At 53.7% G+C, this 17,630-nt stretch carries 17 protein-coding genes and 1 pseudogene; 11 read left to right on the top strand and 7 right to left on the bottom strand.

Translation table 11 applies throughout. The features are described 5' to 3' along the window. Positions 1-59: 59 nt before the first annotated feature. The 9 genes from IPM21_12305 (at position 60) to IPM21_12345 (ending at position 7,803) form a co-directional block, all read left to right on the top strand. Positions 60-1,124 carry an ABC transporter permease gene (locus tag IPM21_12305; protein MBK9164663.1) on the top strand — a complete coding sequence of 355 codons (1,065 nt, stop codon included), beginning with the start codon at positions 60-62 and terminating at the stop codon, positions 1,122-1,124. A 10-nt stretch (positions 1,125-1,134) separates the two neighbouring features. Then, on the top strand, positions 1,135-2,046 hold the full coding sequence (locus IPM21_12310) for an ABC transporter permease (protein ID MBK9164664.1): 912 nt from the start codon (positions 1,135-1,137) through the stop codon (positions 2,044-2,046). 20 nt (positions 2,047-2,066) lie between these two features. Further along, entirely contained in the window at positions 2,067-2,921 is an 855-nt protein-coding gene (locus IPM21_12315; protein MBK9164665.1) for a purine-nucleoside phosphorylase, read from the top strand. Beyond that, complete coding sequence (udk, locus tag IPM21_12320) at positions 2,918-3,544, top strand: uridine kinase (GenBank protein ID MBK9164666.1); 627 nt, start codon at positions 2,918-2,920, stop codon at positions 3,542-3,544. Before IPM21_12315 ends, udk begins: the two co-directional genes overlap by 4 nt. 50 nt (positions 3,545-3,594) lie before the next feature. Beyond that, the gene (locus tag IPM21_12325; GenBank protein MBK9164667.1) at positions 3,595-3,993 is read left to right on the top strand and encodes a cytidine deaminase; all 399 of its coding nucleotides are present in this window, start codon (positions 3,595-3,597) and stop codon (positions 3,991-3,993) included. Further along, the gene (locus IPM21_12330; GenBank protein ID MBK9164668.1) at positions 3,990-4,445 is read left to right on the top strand and encodes a hypothetical protein; all 456 of its coding nucleotides are present in this window, start codon (positions 3,990-3,992) and stop codon (positions 4,443-4,445) included. The genes IPM21_12325 and IPM21_12330 overlap by 4 nt, the downstream gene beginning before the upstream one ends. A gap of 154 nt (positions 4,446-4,599) precedes the next feature. After that, positions 4,600-5,052 (top strand): hypothetical protein, encoded by a 453-nt coding sequence (locus IPM21_12335; GenBank protein MBK9164669.1) that lies wholly within the window; start codon positions 4,600-4,602, stop codon positions 5,050-5,052. Between the two features lie 3 nt (positions 5,053-5,055). Beyond that, on the top strand, positions 5,056-6,465 hold the full coding sequence (locus IPM21_12340) for an amidohydrolase (protein ID MBK9164670.1): 1,410 nt from the start codon (positions 5,056-5,058) through the stop codon (positions 6,463-6,465). Between the two features lie 123 nt (positions 6,466-6,588). Then, positions 6,589-7,803 carry a TonB family protein gene (locus IPM21_12345; GenBank protein ID MBK9164671.1) on the top strand — a complete coding sequence of 405 codons (1,215 nt, stop codon included), beginning with the start codon at positions 6,589-6,591 and terminating at the stop codon, positions 7,801-7,803. Between the two features lie 34 nt (positions 7,804-7,837). On the opposite strand, the gene IPM21_12350 is transcribed toward IPM21_12345, so the two are convergent. Continuing rightward, positions 7,838-9,139: an HD domain-containing protein gene (locus IPM21_12350; protein MBK9164672.1), complete on the bottom strand. Its 1,302-nt coding sequence runs from the start codon at positions 9,137-9,139 to the stop codon at positions 7,838-7,840. Position 9,140: 1 nt separating this feature from the next. Further along, a complete protein-coding gene (locus tag IPM21_12355; protein MBK9164673.1) occupies positions 9,141-9,458 on the bottom strand; it encodes an STAS domain-containing protein in 318 nt (105 codons plus the stop codon). A 142-nt stretch (positions 9,459-9,600) separates the two neighbouring features. Between IPM21_12355 and IPM21_12360 the strand changes: the two are divergent. Then, a pseudogene (locus IPM21_12360) lies at positions 9,601-10,049 on the top strand (GatB/YqeY domain-containing protein). A gap of 20 nt (positions 10,050-10,069) precedes the next feature. Here IPM21_12360 and dnaJ read toward each other — a convergent pair. From dnaJ to hrcA, 4 genes are all read right to left on the bottom strand, one after another. Next, positions 10,070-11,173, bottom strand: coding sequence for a molecular chaperone DnaJ (dnaJ, locus tag IPM21_12365; protein MBK9164674.1), 1,104 nt, complete (start codon positions 11,171-11,173; stop codon positions 10,070-10,072). A 91-nt stretch (positions 11,174-11,264) separates the two neighbouring features. Beyond that, positions 11,265-13,070 (bottom strand): molecular chaperone DnaK, encoded by a 1,806-nt coding sequence (dnaK, locus tag IPM21_12370; protein MBK9164675.1) that lies wholly within the window; start codon positions 13,068-13,070, stop codon positions 11,265-11,267. Positions 13,071-13,124: 54 nt separating this feature from the next. Beyond that, positions 13,125-14,003 carry a nucleotide exchange factor GrpE gene (locus IPM21_12375; GenBank protein ID MBK9164676.1) on the bottom strand — a complete coding sequence of 293 codons (879 nt, stop codon included), beginning with the start codon at positions 14,001-14,003 and terminating at the stop codon, positions 13,125-13,127. A gap of 37 nt (positions 14,004-14,040) precedes the next feature. Then, positions 14,041-15,159, bottom strand: coding sequence for a heat-inducible transcription repressor HrcA (gene hrcA, locus IPM21_12380; GenBank protein MBK9164677.1), 1,119 nt, complete (start codon positions 15,157-15,159; stop codon positions 14,041-14,043). A gap of 113 nt (positions 15,160-15,272) precedes the next feature. Here hrcA and IPM21_12385 point away from each other — a divergent pair, with 113 nt between their 5' ends. Continuing rightward, positions 15,273-16,034 (top strand): SprT-like domain-containing protein, encoded by a 762-nt coding sequence (locus IPM21_12385; GenBank protein MBK9164678.1) that lies wholly within the window; start codon positions 15,273-15,275, stop codon positions 16,032-16,034. Here the strand turns inward: IPM21_12385 and IPM21_12390 are convergent. Next, entirely contained in the window at positions 16,009-17,544 is a 1,536-nt protein-coding gene (locus tag IPM21_12390) for a hypothetical protein (protein MBK9164679.1), read from the bottom strand. The two genes, IPM21_12385 and IPM21_12390, sit on opposite strands and share 26 nt — an antisense overlap. Positions 17,545-17,630 lie beyond the last annotated feature (86 nt).

Genomic DNA, 17,630 nt, shown 5'->3' on the forward strand with positions numbered 1-17,630 from the left:
ACAATTGATGAACGGGATCGCTTGTTTCTCCGCCCTACTTTTCGGATCAGCCGGCGCATATGAATATTCTCCGTGAGGTCCTTTGGCCGTTACTCGCTGTCGTCCTGGCGTTTATCGTTGGTGGTGTGATCATTTTGCTTCTCGGCGATGATCCGATCAACGCTTACGCTTGGCTGCTCTCATCTTCGTTCGGATCGATGCGCGACATCGGCTGGACCTTGCACTATGCCACTCCGCTAATCTTCACCGGGCTGGCGGTCGCGGTCGCATTTCGATGCGGGCTCTTGAACATCGGTGCCGAGGGCCAGCTTTACGTTGCTGCGTTCGCCACCGCCTGGGTCGGAATCAAGCTTGGCGGTACGGTAGTTGGAACTGAAAGTTGGGCGTGGGCGAGTTTGCCGGCTTTTCTTCTGGTACCGCTGTGTGTTTTGGCAGCCGTTCTGGTTGGCGGATTGTGGGGGGCGATCCCGGGTTACCTAAAGGCCCGTTTCGGTTCGCATGAGGTGATCAACACGATCATGCTCAACTTCATCGCCATCGCCCTCGTCAGCTACCTGACGCAATATCATTTCAAGAATCCGGGCCCGATCCTAGAAACGCCGCCAATAGGCGAGGCCGCGACGATACCGAGGCTGAATGAGTTCTTCGGGTTTCTGTCTCCGGACGTTCCTTTGAACATCGCCTTCTTTCTCGCGCTTCTAATGTGCGTGGTCGTTTATGTTTTCTTATGGAAAACGAAGTGGGGTTATGAGCTGCGAGCCGTCGGTGAGAATCCATCCGCGGCCGAGTACGGCGGCATTTCACCAAAGAAGCAGATAATTCTGGCGATGACGATCTCGGGAGCCCTCGCTGGGATGGTTTCGATCGGGGAAGTGATGGGTACGCGTAATAACTACTATCACGATTTTTCCGCTCAGTGGGGTTTCCTCGGGATTGCTGTCGCACTGCTTGGCCGAAATCATCCGTTAGGCATTCTGATCGCAGCCATCTTCTTTGGTGTGCTGCTTCGCGGGGAGATCTTTGTTGATGCATTTACCCGCTACGTTTCAAAGGATCTCGGCTTTGTGCTGCAGGCAATAATGATCCTTTTTGTTGCATGCTTTCAGAGGTATACACGGCGGTAGGACTTGAGATATGCAGGATATCCTAAACTGGGGCTTCTTACTCTCGGGATTAACGGCTGCGACCCCGCTGATCTTCGCGGCATTGGGCGGGCTCTTTTCTGAGCGATCCGGCGTGATAAACATCGCCCTTGAAGGGCTTCTTCTATCGGGTGCCTTTACCGCGGCCGTCGTAACGTTTCAGACCGGCAATCCATATCTCGGCTTGCTCTGCGGCATCGGGGCGGGGATCGTCACTGCGGCGGTCTATGCCATTGCGGTGCTCGAGTTCGAGGCCGATCAGGTCGTCGCCGGGATGGCTATCAACTTTCTGATGCTGGGGCTTCCCGCGTTGATAAGCGGCGTCATCTACGATTCGACCGGGTCGACACCGCAGATCGACAAAGCCCAAAAGATACCCGTGATCCTCGGCGGACTTTCGTCCGCGACGATCCTTGCCTTTTTCACGGTCGCCCTCGCATGGTACGCAATGTACAAGACGCCTTTCGGACTTCGACTTAGGGCGGTTGGCGAGAACCCGGAAGCGGCTGATGCGGCGGGGATCAATGTGAAGGGGCTTCGCTATTTGGCGATCATTATCTCGGGCGTTCTTGCGGCGACCGGCGGAGCATTTCTTTCGACCGGCCAATCTTCACTCTTCACGCGCGGGATGTCCGCCGGACGTGGGTTCATCGCACTTGCCGCATTGATCCTGGCGAAATGGAAGCCGGTGCCGGTTCTCTTCGCATGCTTGTTCTTTGGTTTTACTGAGGCGCTGACCATCCAGATCCAGGGTGCTTCGTGGGCGAAGATCAATGGCGATCCGATACCGGTGCAGTTCATCGAAATGATCCCTTATGTGCTGACGATAATTGTTCTCGCCGGGTTCATTGGTTTGAGCCGAGCTCCGAAGGCCCTCGGGCAGCCGTACAGGAAAGAGAAATAGCAGGGCAATCGTAGAACAAGATGACATTTGAGAATGCGGCCGAGGCCGCCGAATATATTGGGCAGAAGACCAGCCTCCGGCCGCGGGTCGCTATCGTCCTCGGGAGCGGGCTGGGGGCTTTTGCTGACGAACTCGATGAGGCCGTGGCGATCCCTTACGAGGAAATACCGCATTTTGTCCGATCGACCGTTGAAGGGCACGCCGGCCGATTGGTCATCGGGAAATGTGGAGACGTTCCGCTCGTGGTCCAACAAGGACGGTTTCACTTCTACGAAGGATATTCGATGGAGCAGGTGATGTTCCCGGTGCGGGTTTTCGGTCGGATGGGTATTGGCACAGTTGTCCTTACGAACGCTGCAGGAAGCCTCAAGGCAGGAATGCGGCCGGGCGATCTGATGCTGATCGCGGACCATATAAATATGATGGGCGTGAATCCGCTCCGCGGTCCAAATGATGAAAGATTCGGCCCGCGTTTTCCGGACATGACTCAGGTCTATGACCGCGAGCTTCAGCGAGCCATCGATGAAGAAGCGAACGCAATCGCGAGAGAAAGGCTTGAAACAGGAAGGGAAAAGGCGTTGACTGATTTCCTGCATCGTGGAACTTATTGCGCACTTTCAGGCCCGACCTACGAGACGCCGGCCGAGATTCGGCTGTTCCGTACGCTTGGAGCCGATGCCGTCGGGATGTCAACGGTTCCGGAGGCTATCGCTGCTCGCCATCAGGGCATTCGCGTCGCCGGCATTTCGTGTATCACAAATTTCGCGGCCGGAATGACCGACGATGTCATACATCATGGTGAGGTGATGGAAGTCGGCGCGCGTGTTTCCGAGGTCTTCAAAGAATTGCTACGTCAGGTGGTCAAGCGCATATGATCATAGGCATCTGTGGAGGAACGGGCTCGGGCAAGACGACCATCGCGCGAGCGATAGTCGATGCCGTCGGGCGCGAGAACGTGGTGCTGGTCGAACAGGACAGCTATTATCGAAACCTTGCGGATATGCCGCTCGATGAACGGCATCAGGCGAACTTCGATCATCCGGATTCGATCGACAGCGACATGCTGGTCCATCACCTCGTCCGGCTGAAGCAGGGGCTTGTAGTTGAAATGCCGTTGTACGACTTCAAGACCCACACACGCAGCGACGAGATAGAGACGATCAGGCCCAAGCCGGTAGTTATTGTCGAGGGGATCCTTATCTTCGCAGAACCGCGAGTTTTGGACCTGCTCGATATGCGGGTGTATGTTGATACCCCGGACGACATCCGGTTCATTCGCCGACTGCGGCGCGACATTGCCGAACGCGGGCGGACGGTCGATTCTGTGATCGACCAATATTATCGCACGGTTCGGCCGATGCATTTTGAATTTGTCGAGCCATCGAAACGGCATGCGGACGTCATCCTACCGGAAGGCTCGAATACCGGGATCAGCATCGAACTGCTGTGCAGTTTGGTGCGCGAAAAGCTTGTCAAGGAAGTGGCCGCGCAGAGCTAAGGGATAGTTAGTTTTCGAATTGGCAAGTGGAATCCGAACAGGCGTTTATTATGAAGCACACGAAAGAGGAACTTATCGCGGCGGCAGCGGATGTGAGAACTCGTGCTTTCGCGCCTTATTCAAATTTCAGGGTCGGGGCCGCTGTCGAAACCGAAGGCGGTGAGATCTACACCGGGTGCAACGTAGAATCAGCCAGCTACGGCCTGACGATGTGCGCGGAGCGTGTGGCGATCTTTTCAGCGGTCGCGGCCGGTCATAAACGCATCAAACGGATCTCGGTCGTGGCAGAAAGCGACGAACTGACGGCACCATGCGGAGCCTGTCGGCAAGTGATCTGGGAATTCGGCGGCGACATTCCGGTGACATTATCCAACCTCAATGGCAAGACCGAAACTATCCAGATGAGCGAACTTCTTCCGAAGGCCTTTGATTCGACATTTTTGAAATGAAGACAATTTGCGTGACTTTTCTTTTGGCCTTTTTTGTCTCTTCTTGTATTTCTCTTAACAGCGATGCGAGTTTCGACGAAGTTTCGAGAGTTCCATCGCCTGACGGACAGGTTGACGCTCTGCTCGTCGAAACAAATGGCGGAGCGACAACGTCGTTCGGGTATTCCGTGTTTGTCGTTCCAAAAGGGGTCAGGCTTAAATCCCGAGACGATAAATATATTGTGGCTACTTTGTACGGGGCAGTAAGAAGCAAAAGTGCCTATGGCGCGAATCTAAATTGGCCAGCCCGAGACCGTTTATCGATCGAATATCTTGATGCTAAGTCAGCCAAAGTTCTAAATTCCCGGATCATTTTCGCCGACTACCATGTCAGCGTTGAGCTCAATAAAGGCATCGAGGATAGCTCCGCGCCAGCGGGTGGAATGCTTTATAATCTAGAAAAACAAAAATAAATGCATGAACGCAAAGACATACCCGAATTAAGGTTGGACCGGTCAAAAATTAATGTCGTAGGGGAATTTGACGATTCGGACGAGATCGAGCATTGGAAAGGCACGAGCGTGAAAGAGAGGCTCCAGCATATGGAAAGGCTGCGGCGATTAAATTATGGAGTTCGAGCTACCGAAAGACTTCAAAGAGTTATTCGAATTATTAAATACGAATAGCGTTCGATACCTCTTGATTGGCGGATATGCGGTCGGGATTCACGGCTACACGCGAGCAACGAACGATCTCGATATATTTGTTGCTGACGATGAACAAAACACTCAGAACTTGAGACGCTCCCTGATCTCATTTGGTTTTGGCGAGGCAAGCCTTGGTGATGATATTTTTCCGGACAAGCGGTGCATTATCGAAATGGGTGTCGAGCCTATGAAGATCCAGATAATGAACTTTGCGGACGGCATTGAGTTTGAAACTGCTTATGCGAACCGCATCGAGACAGACGTAGAAGATATTGCCATCTCGACCATAGATAAACCCGACCTCATTAAAAACAAGATTACGAGCGGACGTCTCAAGGACCTTGCTGATGTGGAACGTTTGGAGAAAATGTAAGCAATGAAAAGGATTTTTGTCAGTTGTGTTTTAACTATATCTCTCTTTTCTTCCGCGACTACGTTCGTTTGGGCACAGCCAGGGCACCAGCGCGTTGACATGCTGATCGTCGGCGGAACCGTCGTTACGATGGACGGTTCGCGACGGGTGATCGTTGACGGAGCGGTCGCGATATCGGGGGACACGATAACGGCCGTTGGGACGCGTGCCGAGTTGACACGAAGCCACAAAGCGACGAGAACCATCGACGCAAGCGGCAAGGTCATCGTCCCTGGCTTGATAAACACGCACACTCATATTCCGATGACGCTTTTCCGTGGGATCGGAGACGACATGGATCTGCAGGAATGGCTCACCAAATATATCTTCCCCGCTGAGGCGAAGAACGTTGACGAGGCTTTCGTGAGGGCAGGTACTCGGCTCGGGCTTGCTGAGATGATCCGTGGCGGAACTACGACGTACGCGGACATGTATTACTTTGAAGATGCGATCGCCGACGAGACCTCGAAGGCCGGCGTTCGGGGAGTTCTGGGGCAGACGGTTATCGATTTTCCCGTGCCCGATGCTAAGACGTTTGCTGAAGGCCTCGAGGTCACAGAAAAGTTCATCAAGAAATGGCAGGGACATGCTTTGATCACACCTGCTATCGCGCCGCATGCTCCTTACACTGTTTCCGAAAACAATTTAACTGACGCTCGTGCGATGTCCGACCGGCTGAAAGCTCCACTTCTCATTCACCTTGCCGAGGCAGATACCGAGACAAAAGCAATTCAGGAAAAATACGACGGTAAAAGGCCGATAGAATTCCTCGAGAGCATTAATTTCTTCAACGACCGGACGATCGCTGCACACGTCGTCCACGCGAATGAAGCCGAGCTCGATATCTTGAAACGCCGCAACGTTGGCATCGGGCATAATCCGCATTCGAATATGAAGCTCGCATCCGGCGTGGCTCCCGTCCCGATGATGCTTGCAAAGGATATGAACGTCGGGCTCGGAACCGACGGAGCCGCTTCTAACAACGACCTGAACCTATGGGAAGAGATGGACACCGCGGCAAAACTGCACAAGGTCTTTTCCTCTGACCCAAAGGTAGTGTCCGCTGTACAGGTCTTTGAAATGGCGACGATTCGCGGAGCTCGGGCTCTTCACATGGCTGATAGTATCGGTTCGATCGAAGCCAGCAAGCTTGCGGATATCGTAATCGTCGATATGGACGGGCTTCATCAAACGCCGATGTACAACATTTATTCCCATCTGGTTTACGCGACGAAATCGACCGACGTTCGCACCGTAATCATCCACGGCCGCATTGTCATGCAGGACCGACGTTTGCTCACGTTAAACGAAAATGCTATAAAAACGGAAGCAATCGCATATCGCAAAAAGATCGTCGAGAGCTTAAAAAATTAGCCCGCGGGCATTTCTTGCCCGCTTATCTGTTTTTAGGGCAATGAATTAACTGGTCGTTGAAAGTGAGCCCCCCGTAGTTCGCTTGACCTTTATACGGAGACATAAGTCAGAAGGGGGACTGAAATGCCGTTAAACGTCAAAAAGGGAATACTCGCGGCAGTAATTAGCCTGAGTTTTTCCAACGCCATCATATTTGCACAATCACAGCAGTCATCTGAACCTGTCGAAACGCCGAAGCCGACCGAGCAACCCGCGATCAGAACACCGGCAGAGGTGATGCGTGATCGCATTGCGAACGCTCGGGCGCAGCTCGCGGTTCGGAATCACACATCTGCAATTTTTGAACTCGAGAATATTAGGAAAGAGACCGGCGATCTTTCGATCCACTCCGTTGTCAATGTAATGTTGATGAATGGATATCTGGAGCAGGGAAATTACCGAAAGGCCAAAGAATTTTTGGAGAGCCACTTCACCGACTACAAGAATCGGAACGAGGCAGCTTCGACGCTTTATCCTCCGATCGCGGGGCAGGTAATTAAGGGGGCTCGTTCGCAGGCCGAGCGCTACCGGGCGTTGGGCCTTCAGGTAACCGACAAGAACTTGCCAACCGAAGCTCTGAAATATGTGGAGCAAATGCGGGCATTGCTTGAGCTTGTTGTTGAGCAAGCAAAGGAAACGAGTAAAGATGAGTCGTGTGCTCCAATGGCCTTGCCCCTGCTTGAGGAGGCGACATCGGCTCGGAGCCTTTACTCGCCTGATGAGTACGATGCACGGCGATGGCGTGACGAACTTGCCGATGCACGCGAACAACTTGCGACGCAGCGAAGCACTGTTCTGACGGCCGTTGCCGGAACGCCGCAACAGCCGGTGGAATTGATCCCGGTTCAGACCGTCGCCTTGAACGCTCCTGTTCAGAGGCCAGTACCGCCTGCAACAACAAACGGATCGAGTAAGCTGCCCACAGACGAGCCAGACTCGACGGATAAAACAGAAGCTGTAGAAGTACCGAATAAAGAAAGTAGGGAGCCGGTGGCCGAACCTGCGGAAATTGTTCCCGCCGGACAGATCGAAGTCGGATCGCTTGTGCCCTTTGCAACGAATAGGCCGCAGCCGGTATATCCATCGGCGGCGCGGCAAGTGAGGGCATCAGGTGTCGTTCGAGTAGAGGTGGTCGTAGACGAGGATGGACAAGTGGCGGCGATCCAGAACACAGTCGGGCACACAATGCTTCAAGCGGCAGCTCGTGATGCCATAATGAAATGGCGTTTTCGGCCGTTCAAGCGAGATGGCCAACCAGTCCGGGCAACGGGCTTTGTAAACTTCAATTTCTCACTCTAAGTTGAAGGATAAAGTAAGGATTCGAAGCGTCTTTTCATTTCGACGCCACGAAGGTTAGCGGCGACGTGGGGGCGATGCCATTGAGGGCCGTTCTAACTATCGGCATCAGGCCTTCGCTCTCCATATACTCACGCCCTAGAAGTTTGCGGAAGATCTTGTCCGTGGAGTTTCCCGAGAGTTCCTTCATCATTCCGCGGAGGAGCGCCGTAACGAGCTCCGGAGCAAATTGCTTACCCGTATTTCTCTGAAGGTCTTCAAAAACTTCGGGAACCGACCTTCGCCGGCGATAGGGCCGATCAGAGGTCATCGCATCGAAAGCATCTGCCAGGTTCACAACCTTAGCAATGTAGGGGATATCGCGGTCGTAAAGCCCGTCGGGATATCCGCGTCCGTCCAGCCTTTCGTGGTGGTATTTTGCGGCCAGCGGCACACCCGCATACGGATGTCGTATAGGTTGTAGGATCTCAAAGCCAGCCCCGGGATGCTTATTCAGCTCGGTTGATTCCTTCGCATTTATCCGATAGGGAGCATTGATGATCTTACGTTCGACCGTGATCTTGCCGATGTCATGCAGGTAACCGGCAAAGGCTGCTCCCTCGACCTCTTCATCACCCCAACCGAGCTCTCGGGCGATCACTTCTGAATATTTGCCGACCCGGACAGAATGGCCTTCGGTGTATTTGTCTTTTCGATCGATCGCCGCCGCGAAAGCCTGGACCGTATCTTTATAGGTCATTTTGAGGTCGTCGTAAAGTCGACGATTCTCGTCAGCACGGCGCTCAAGCTCGGCCATCAGGTTCCGCTGCGAGACGGCGACTGCGATGTGCCGGCCCATTGCACAGATAATCTCTTTGTCGTGAGAAGTGTATTGCTCTCCGCTCGCTTTTTCACCGAGGAACAACCCGCCGAGAAGTTCATCACGAACGACCAAAGGGACAAAAAGCTGGATCTTGGACTGTTCCAAGCTTCGATCGTAAATTTGGAAAAAGGGAAGTACTTTTGCTTGATCGCAATCAATAGGATAGAGGCCATTCGCCAGAAATTGCCGCTCGTCCTCGTAGCAAAGCGACATCACGAACGGGAAATCATCTCCAAGTCCGCGTCCGGAAACCATATTCAATTCATGCTCGAACCGAGTATAGCGAACGACTCCGCCCCGCATGATCCCGAGCGAGCCAAGAACTAAATGAAGCGAGGTCCGAACCGTTTCCTGAAAGTTGTGCTTATTTGAAACTTCCTGACCAATTTCAGCGAGCGCTCCAAAGGTGTGTACAAGTTTGTTGCGCTCGGCCGCAAATCGGCTGAAATTCGTTGATCGCATTTCCTGAAGTTTCATTTCAAGCCCTGATCTCGACATGCCGCGTGAGGCCCAGCATGTCAAATAACTCCGTTGTCATCTCATTGGGTTCTGCAAACACGACCTTTGCTCCGATACCGGATGCGGCATCGATAACGCCCATCAGGATCGAAATGCCGATGCTGTTGACGAGTTCTGTCCCAGAAAAATCGACGACGATCTCTCGACAGCCTTCATTCAATTTCGTCCGGCATTCGCGTTCAATGCGTTCGCCGGTGAGCTTGTTGAGATAGTCGCCCGCAAAAACCGTAGCGGTACCCTGCGAGTCGGAGAGCACTTGGCTGCTGACTTCGGCCATGTTTAACTTGTTGTCCTTTCGTGATTTACGCGTACGAAGATCACTTTCGTGTCTTGAGAATGTTTTAACACAACGGTAGACAATAAACAATAGAAATCTTCGGGAATTGAACCGCGGGGCCCGCTCGAATAGACTTGAGACGATGAGCTTACTTGACCAGATCATTACCGACATAACAGCAGCGATGAAGGCAAAAGACGCGGAGCGTCTTTCGACATTGAGAATGGTGAAAGCCAATTTGATGAATCGAAAAATAGAGAAGGGCTCTGAACTCTCCGACGAGGAAGTTCAGAAGGCTCTACAGTCGCTGTTGAAGCAAAGAAAGGTTCGATCGAGCAGTACGAAAAAGCCGGGCGCGAGGATCTTGCAGCAAAAGAGGCGGCAGAAGTAACGATGATTGAAGAATATCTTCCCGCCGCGGCGACCCATGAAGAGATCGAGAAGGCAGTCGCTGACGCAGTCACTCAAACTGGGGCGTCGTCGATGAAAGACATGGGAACGGTAATGAAGGCGGTTTTGGAAAATCTCGCCGGCAAAAACGCAGATGGAAAAGCCGTCAGCGAAGCGGTGAAAGCCAAGCTGAACGGCTGATCGTCTTTAAAGTTCTTGGTTCAACCGAAGATGTTGCGGACCTTGTCAAGAAAGGAAGAGTCCGCGAATTCCGTATCCTCGATCTCGGCGAGTTGCTCCAATAGCTTCCGCTGATCTTTCGAAAGTGACTTCGGAGTGATCAGCGTCACCGCGACAAAAAGGTCTCCGCGGCCACGTCCGCCGAGCACCGGCATTCCTTTCGACTTTATCCTGAACACGGTTCCCGTTTGCGTTCCAGCGGGAACCGTCAACTCTTCTTCGCCGTCAAGGGTCGGCACTGTAATCTCAGCACCGAGCGCCGCTTGAGCAAACGAAACGGGTACAGCAGCGTAAAGATTTTCGCCCTGCCGTTCAAAGACCTTGTGTTCTTTGACGTGAATAATTACGTAGAGATCGCCGGTTTGGCCTCCGTTTGAACCGTCCTCGCCTTCGCCGGAAACACGAAGCCGCGAGCCTGTCTCAACGCCCGCCGGGATCTTTATCTCAAGGATCTTCTCTTTCTCGATACGGCCCTGGCCGCGGCATTCTTTACATGGGCTTTTGATAACCTGCCCCTTTCCGGCACAGTTCGGGCATGTCCGCATTACGCTGAAAAAGCCCTGCTGGTAGCGAGTTTGCCCGCTTCCGCCACAGGCGATACAGTCATCCGGATGCGTGCCTTCCTCTGCCCCGGTACCCTCGCATTCATCGCATTTTTCGAGCCTTGGAATCTTGAGCCGCTCGTCTTTACCGAGGGCTGCGTCTTCAAGCGAGATCTCGAGGTCGTAGCGTAGATCGGCTCCCCGCTGTACGCGGCTGCGTCGTCCGCCGCCCCGAGCACCGAACATGTCGCCAAAGCCGAACATGTCGAAGATATCCTCAAAATTCGCGTAACCGGGGTCGAAACCTGGACCTCCGGCACCGAAACCAGAATGCCCGAACCTGTCATAGGCCGCTCGCTTCTGAGCGTCAGAGAGGACTGCGTACGCCTCGGCACATTCCTTGAACCGTTCCTCAGCCTGCGGGTCATCCGGATTTTTGTCCGGGTGGAACTTAACAGCAAGCGATCGGTAGGCGCGTTTGATATCGCTGTCGTTCGCATTTCGCTGAACACCTAAAATTTCGTAATAATCCCGTTTGCTCATATCGTATCGAGAAAACGCCAGCCTGATCGCTCAAGCTGACGTTTTCTCATTATCACCAATTCAGTGGCCTATTCTCAAGTGCTCCGGAGGATCAGACCGCGGCGAGCATCGCCTCGGTGATCTTTGCGGCGGTCTCCTCGACCGTTTTCACAAGAGCTTCGAGTTCTGATTTGTCCGCCTCTTGGATCCGATCTTCCGCTGCGTTGAGCGTGCCGTTTGTCGCCTGTTGCTCCTCGAGAGGGAATGACCTGCCGAACTCAGCCATCGCCTTTCGGGCCGTCTTGACCATACCCTCGACCCTGTTGCGGAGCAGGATAAGTTCACGTTCTTCCTTATCGCGTTCAACGGAGGTCTCTGCTTCAAGTATCAGCCGTTCGATCTCCTCAGGCGAAAGTCCCGACGAAGGCATCACCTGCATCGCCTGTTCAAGCCCGGTCATTTTGTCCTGAGCCGAAACGTTCACTTGGCCGTTGGCATCTATCTCGAACGTCACGTCGATCTGTGGTACGCCGCGGGCCGCCGGCGGAATGCCGACGAGTTCGAATTTCGCGAGGCTGCGATTCTCTCTCGCGATCTCGCGCTCACCCTGAAGGATGTGGATCTGCACCGTCTGCTGATTGTCAACGACAGTCGTGAAGGTCATCGTGTTTCGCAGCGGAATCGTCGAGTTGCGGTTGATCAGCTTAACGTACAGCCCGCCTCGCGTCTCAAGCCCGAGGCTGAGCGGAAGTACGTCCAAAAGAACGATATCTTTCACATCGCCTGTGAAGACTCCGCCCTGGATGGCAGCGCCCATTGCGACCACTTCGTCCGGATTGATCTCGGACGAAGGCTCCTTTCCGAAGACTTCTGCAACCGTTCTTGAGATTATCGGAGACCTTGTCTGCCCGCCGACGAGGATGACCTTATCGATATCCTCAGGCTTCAGCTTTGCGTCCCAGAGAGCCTTTTGTGAAGGTTCGACAGTTGATTCGACAAGGTCGAGGATAAGTTCGTCCAACTTTTCGCGGGAAAGTGTTGCATTAATGTGCTTAGGTCCGGTTGCGTCCGCGGCGATGAATGGAAGACTGATATTTGTTTCCGTCACGCTCGAAAGCTCGCACTTTGCCCTCTCAGCTGCTTCTTTGAGTCGCTGGAGAGCAAGCCTGTCGTTCGAGAGGTCGATGCTCGTTTCGCTTTTGAAGTTCTCCAATAGCCATTCGATTATCCGTTGGTCAAAGTCCTCACCGCCGAGAAACGTATTACCTGACGTTGAAAGAACATCGAAAACGCCGTCCTTTATCTCGAGGATCGAGATGTCGAACGTGCCGCCGCCGAGGTCATAAACCGCGACTTTCTCGGACTTGTTCTTTCCAAAGCCATATGCGAGAGCTGCGGCGGTCGGCTCGTTGATGATCCGTTCGACCTCGAGTCCCGCGATCTTTGCAGCGTCGCGTGTAGCCTGCCGCTGCATATCGTCAAAATAGGCCGGGACCGTTACGATCGCCTCGGTAATGCGGTCGCCAAGAAACTCCTCAGCCGCCTGCTTGAGCCGCTGGAGCAGGATCGCGGAGATCTCGGGCGGGCTGTAAACCCTGCCAAGAACGCGAATATGAGCGTCACCATTCGGCGCCTCGACGATCTCAAAAGGAACGGTCGACCGCATCTTTTCCACCTCGGGCGACGCGAACTTGCGTCCGATTAGTCGCTTTACGGCATAGAGCGTATTGGCCGAATTAGTCACGGCCTGCCGCTTGGCGATCTGCCCGACAAGGCGTTCGTCCTTATCAGTAAAACCGACGACCGACGGGGTTGTCCGGCCGCCTTCTTTGTTTGAGATGATCTGCACCGTCCCGTTCTCAAGTACGGATACGCAACAGTTCGTGGTTCCAAGGTCAATTCCGATCACTTTACTCATATTCAATTACCTCAAGATGTGGAGGGAGAAGGGCAAGGGGCGTGAGGACAAAACCTATTGGGAGTCATTCTCCGTCTCGATGGTTTCTTCTTCAGCGGTCTTCGGGTCGTTGTCCGGCATCTGACCATTCACCGCGACTTTGACCAGTGAGTGGCGGATGATGCGGTCGCCGAGGCGAAAGCCGCGAAGTAATTCTTCGCAGACAATGTTGTTCGCCAGCTCTTCTGTTTCGACGGTGGCAACCGCTTCATGCAGATGCGGATCGAACTCATCGCCCTTCGCCGGTATGGATTCAATGCCCATCTCTTTGAGAGCGACAATAAATTGCTCATTTACCATTTGGATCCCTTCATAGAAGTGGGCAAACTCAGAGCTTCGTTCATGCACGAGTTTCTCGGCGGAGTCGAGAGCTCGTCTCAGGTTATCGAGCCCGGGCAAAAGGCGTTCAACCAACGCAACTGTCTGGTCTCGAAGGTGGTCGGAGCGGTCACGTTCGTTGCGGGTTTTATAGGTCTCGAAATCCCTGTTTCTTCGGAGCGAGTTTTCAAGGATCTCTGTACGCTCGGCTTCCAGTCGCCGGACATTCTCTTTCAGTGCGGCGTTGAACTCTTCGAGGTCGTCGACCCGTTCCGCGAGTTCAGCGAGTTCGTCATCCGAGCTTTCGATCGCCTCAGTCTCCGGTGCTGCAACGATGGGCTCGGAAATCACCTGCTTGACCGGCTCGGGCCTAGGGGCCTGATCGGCAAAGAAGACAGACGGATTGCCATCATCGAATCCTGCTTCGATCTCAATAACGGTTCCATCGAGCGTTATGTGCAGATCCTTTTCTTTTTCCTCGAGTTGGCGGATGAAATCATCAACCGATTCACTATCCGCATCGAGCACACTCTCGGACAAAGGTTCTTGATCCTTTATTTCCTCTTTTTCATTCATTGTTTTTACACAGGAAGCTCTGCGTAAGCTGGCGGTCTTAGGCTGACTGCTTTGCAAGCAACCGCTCAAGGACCTTTGCAAGATAGGACACGACTGCGATCATTCGTGCATATTCGATACGTGTCGGACCGAGAACGCTCAAGGTTCCGACCGCGTTACTGTCGCCGATCCTATAAGGAGCTGAGATCAGCGAACAATCTTGAAGGGGCGTTACCGAATTCTCACTTCCGATAACGATCTTGACGTCTCCGTTTCCCGGATCCTCTTTCGAAACGCATTCATTGAGGATCTGAAGAAGCTTGGACTTTTCTCCGATGGTCGCGAGCAGGTCGCGAAGCCGCTCGAGGTCGGCAAAGTCACGTTTTGAAAGGATGTTGGTAGTTCCCTCAACATAGACCTCACCGGAACGATCATCTTCTCCCTGGATACTTTGCGAGCAAAGTATCACGGCCGTTTGCAGAAGGCGGTCAAAAAGGGCCCGTTCTTCGTGCATTCGCCTGAGGATCTCATCTCTGATCCCGGAAAGACTCTTGCCCGCAAATTCGGCGTTGAGAAAATTCGAACACTTCTCGAGTTCCTCACGCGTCAAAGGGGCATTCAGCTTGATCAGCCGATTGTGGACGATATTTGGCGGTGAGACCATGACTACCAGCACTCGGTTCTCAGCAACGCTGATGAATTCAATGTGCTGGAGCCTGTCGTTCGCCAAGCTCGGTGAGACCACTATCCCAACGTTATTTGAAAGATCAGATAGGAGCTGCGACGTCCGCTCAAGTAGCCGATCCGGAGCCTCGATGAGAGTATCATCGAACGATCCGAACTCTTCTGCAATCCGTTTGAGGTCCGAGTCGGAGACCTTAAGGATGCCAAGCAGGTTGTCAACATAGAAGCGGTACCCGTAATCGGTCGGTACCCGGCCAGCAGAAGTGTGAGGTTGTTCGAGGAAACCAAGCTCCTCAAGCTCGCTCATCACGTTTCGGATGGTTGCCGAACTGACACGAGATGAACTCGCAAACCGTTCGGCGACCCGTTTTGAGCCGACAGCTTCTCCGGTTACAAAGTGCTCATCGATAACGGCAGCAAGAACTGCTTGCCCGCGTTTGTCCGGGTCGGGGCGGGCGGACTTTGTCTCTCGATTTGACTCACGAACCGCCATTTGTCACGTTTGAGGGAGAAACCAGTCGAAGAGAGAAATACTCTCCGATATATAGAAATAGCACCGACACGGGACATGTGTCAACGATTATTCGTTAAACGATTATAAACAGAGTGGCTGAAATCCCCGCAATTGATGAAATAGTTGAGCTTTACCGCGATGTGATCGGGCATTATGACCCCGAGCGCAGCGGCATCACCGTTCATGTTTCATTCTATCCGTACATTGGAATAAACCAGACGATCCGGGTTCGCGATGGCCAGATCTATGTCCGCATCGCGGAGATCTGTTGGGAAATGCCGATCGAAATCCATAAGGCTCTGGCCTATGTTTTGGTCGCAAAACTTTTCCGGCGGCGGGTACCAAAGCGGGCTCGTGAGTTGTATACGAACTATATTTCTTCGCCTGAGATGCGGGAGCGGGCAACCGCCAGCCGCCGTGAACGGGGACGAAAGGTGATTACCGGAACCAGCGGAGCGATCTATGATCTGGAAGAGTTATTTTCGGACCTCAATGCAAAATACTTCTGGGGAACCCTGCGAAAACCAACACTCACATGGTCGGCAAAGCCCACGTTCCGGATCCTGGGCCACTTCGACTCGCACCACGACACTATAGTCATCAGCCGCTCGCTCGATTCGACCGACGTGCCTCGGCTCGTCATCGAATATGTGATGTACCATGAAATGCTTCACGTTTTTCACCCGACGGTCCACCATAACGGCCGGCGATACAACCACACACCTGAGTTCCGACGCGACGAGGAACGCTTTGAGAATTTTGAAGAGGCCGATCGATGGATCGAGCAGAACGCCCGAAAACTCAAACGAAAGGTTACAAAAGGGAAGTCTATTCTGCGGCGAATAGTGCGATGATGCTCCCGATGATCCCGAAGTCTGAGACGCTCGTTCGTTCGATGGCCTTCTGATTGATTCGGGTCTCGGTCGTGTAGCGGGCGACGATCGGCGATTCGCCCGGCTTCTTTGCCGTTAGCACGTCAGCGACGCGTCCCGAAACGCTCAAGTCACCGCCAATTGTTATCGCCGCCGCGGTCGAGGCTGCGATCGTTTTGATGCTCGCCGGGAGTTCGACATTGGCAGGCCTTCGACCGGCATCTATTGAACGCTGCACACCATCGGGGTCGCCGATGACCAAAACATCGCCAATTATTGCCATCGCAACGTCGCCTTCCTCTGAGCGCCAAAGTGCGGTTCCAGATTCTGTTTCCACCGGTTTTACGGACCTGAGTTCTTCTGCCACAGCGCGGAGCAGAGTCTCGCGGTCCTTCACTTTTGCGATAACGATCTGCTTCTCGCCCTCGCTATCAAATCTTGCGGTGACCAACTGCGTATCGACCGAAGTAAGAAACACCTCCGCGTTGTCGATGCCGTAAGGCTCAAAGAGACTATCGGAGAATGCAATGAGCAGCCTGCCGGAAAGCTCATCCGTTTGCCGCTGAGCTGTCATTAGAGCGGCCCGCCATGCGACACGAGGATCTTTGAGATTGTAGCGGGTGGCCGAGACGATCGTCTCCGGGATAAAGCGTTCGAGCCCGAGCGGGCCACCTTCGGCGGCGGCCATCGATTCGCCGAGCACTGTGCCAGTTTCGCTCACGGTCGAGATCGTCAATCGGTCTTCGATCCCGTTCTCTACCGACTGCGACGCCCAATGGATCTCTGTAACAGTATTCCGCAGGACCTCGGGCAGTACTCTTGCGACAAAGCTCTGGACGTCAGCGTCGTCGCTCGCCCTGTTTGCAAGCGAAATACCGGAGATGTTGGCGAGCTGAGCAATGCCGTCCTTGGATATAAAACCTGAGACCAGTCCGGCCGGATCGGCAAATTCTGTACGCTTTGCGATCGAGCCGATTTCGCCGTTCTTTGCCGAAAGGGCACGTTCGAGCGCAGATTCGTCGTTTCCAAAAATGATCAGACTGCCGAGAACTAACGCGTAAGCCTTCTGCCCGTCTTGCCCGAGCCAGATGAAATACCGGCCGCCGTGTTTTTCTGAGATCTCAAGTTTTGCCTCGCCGCCGTAAGCCTCGCTGATGAAGAGCCCCAATTCCTCCTCCACAAACCCGAGCACCTGAAAATTCCACAGCCGGGTTTCCGCGACCGCGACGAAACGCGGCCGGAAATTTAGCACGGAGTTGGCATCGGTGACGGGCTGTTCGACGGTCTCAAAACCGGTGACTGCGACCGCGATTTCTAAGCCATTGATCGCACGCAGATCGGGCTTGCTTTCGGCGGCCTCTGCAAAACGCGGGCTCTCAGAAACGGCTCCGATCAGGCGGCCGAGGTCTTGGGTTTGTACGAAAATAAGTGCATCTTCCGGTATCGCCGTTCGCGGGTCGGTCGGCGGCGATCCACACGAAGCTGCCGCCATCGCCATTGCCAGAATCAACAGCAGCCAGATCAGAGGTTTTTGACCTAAACGCTCGGCTAGGGCTCGAATCGGGCTAAAACAACTCT

The organism is Acidobacteriota bacterium, assembly GCA_016716435.1.
GTDB lineage: Bacteria > Acidobacteriota > Blastocatellia > Pyrinomonadales > Pyrinomonadaceae > OLB17.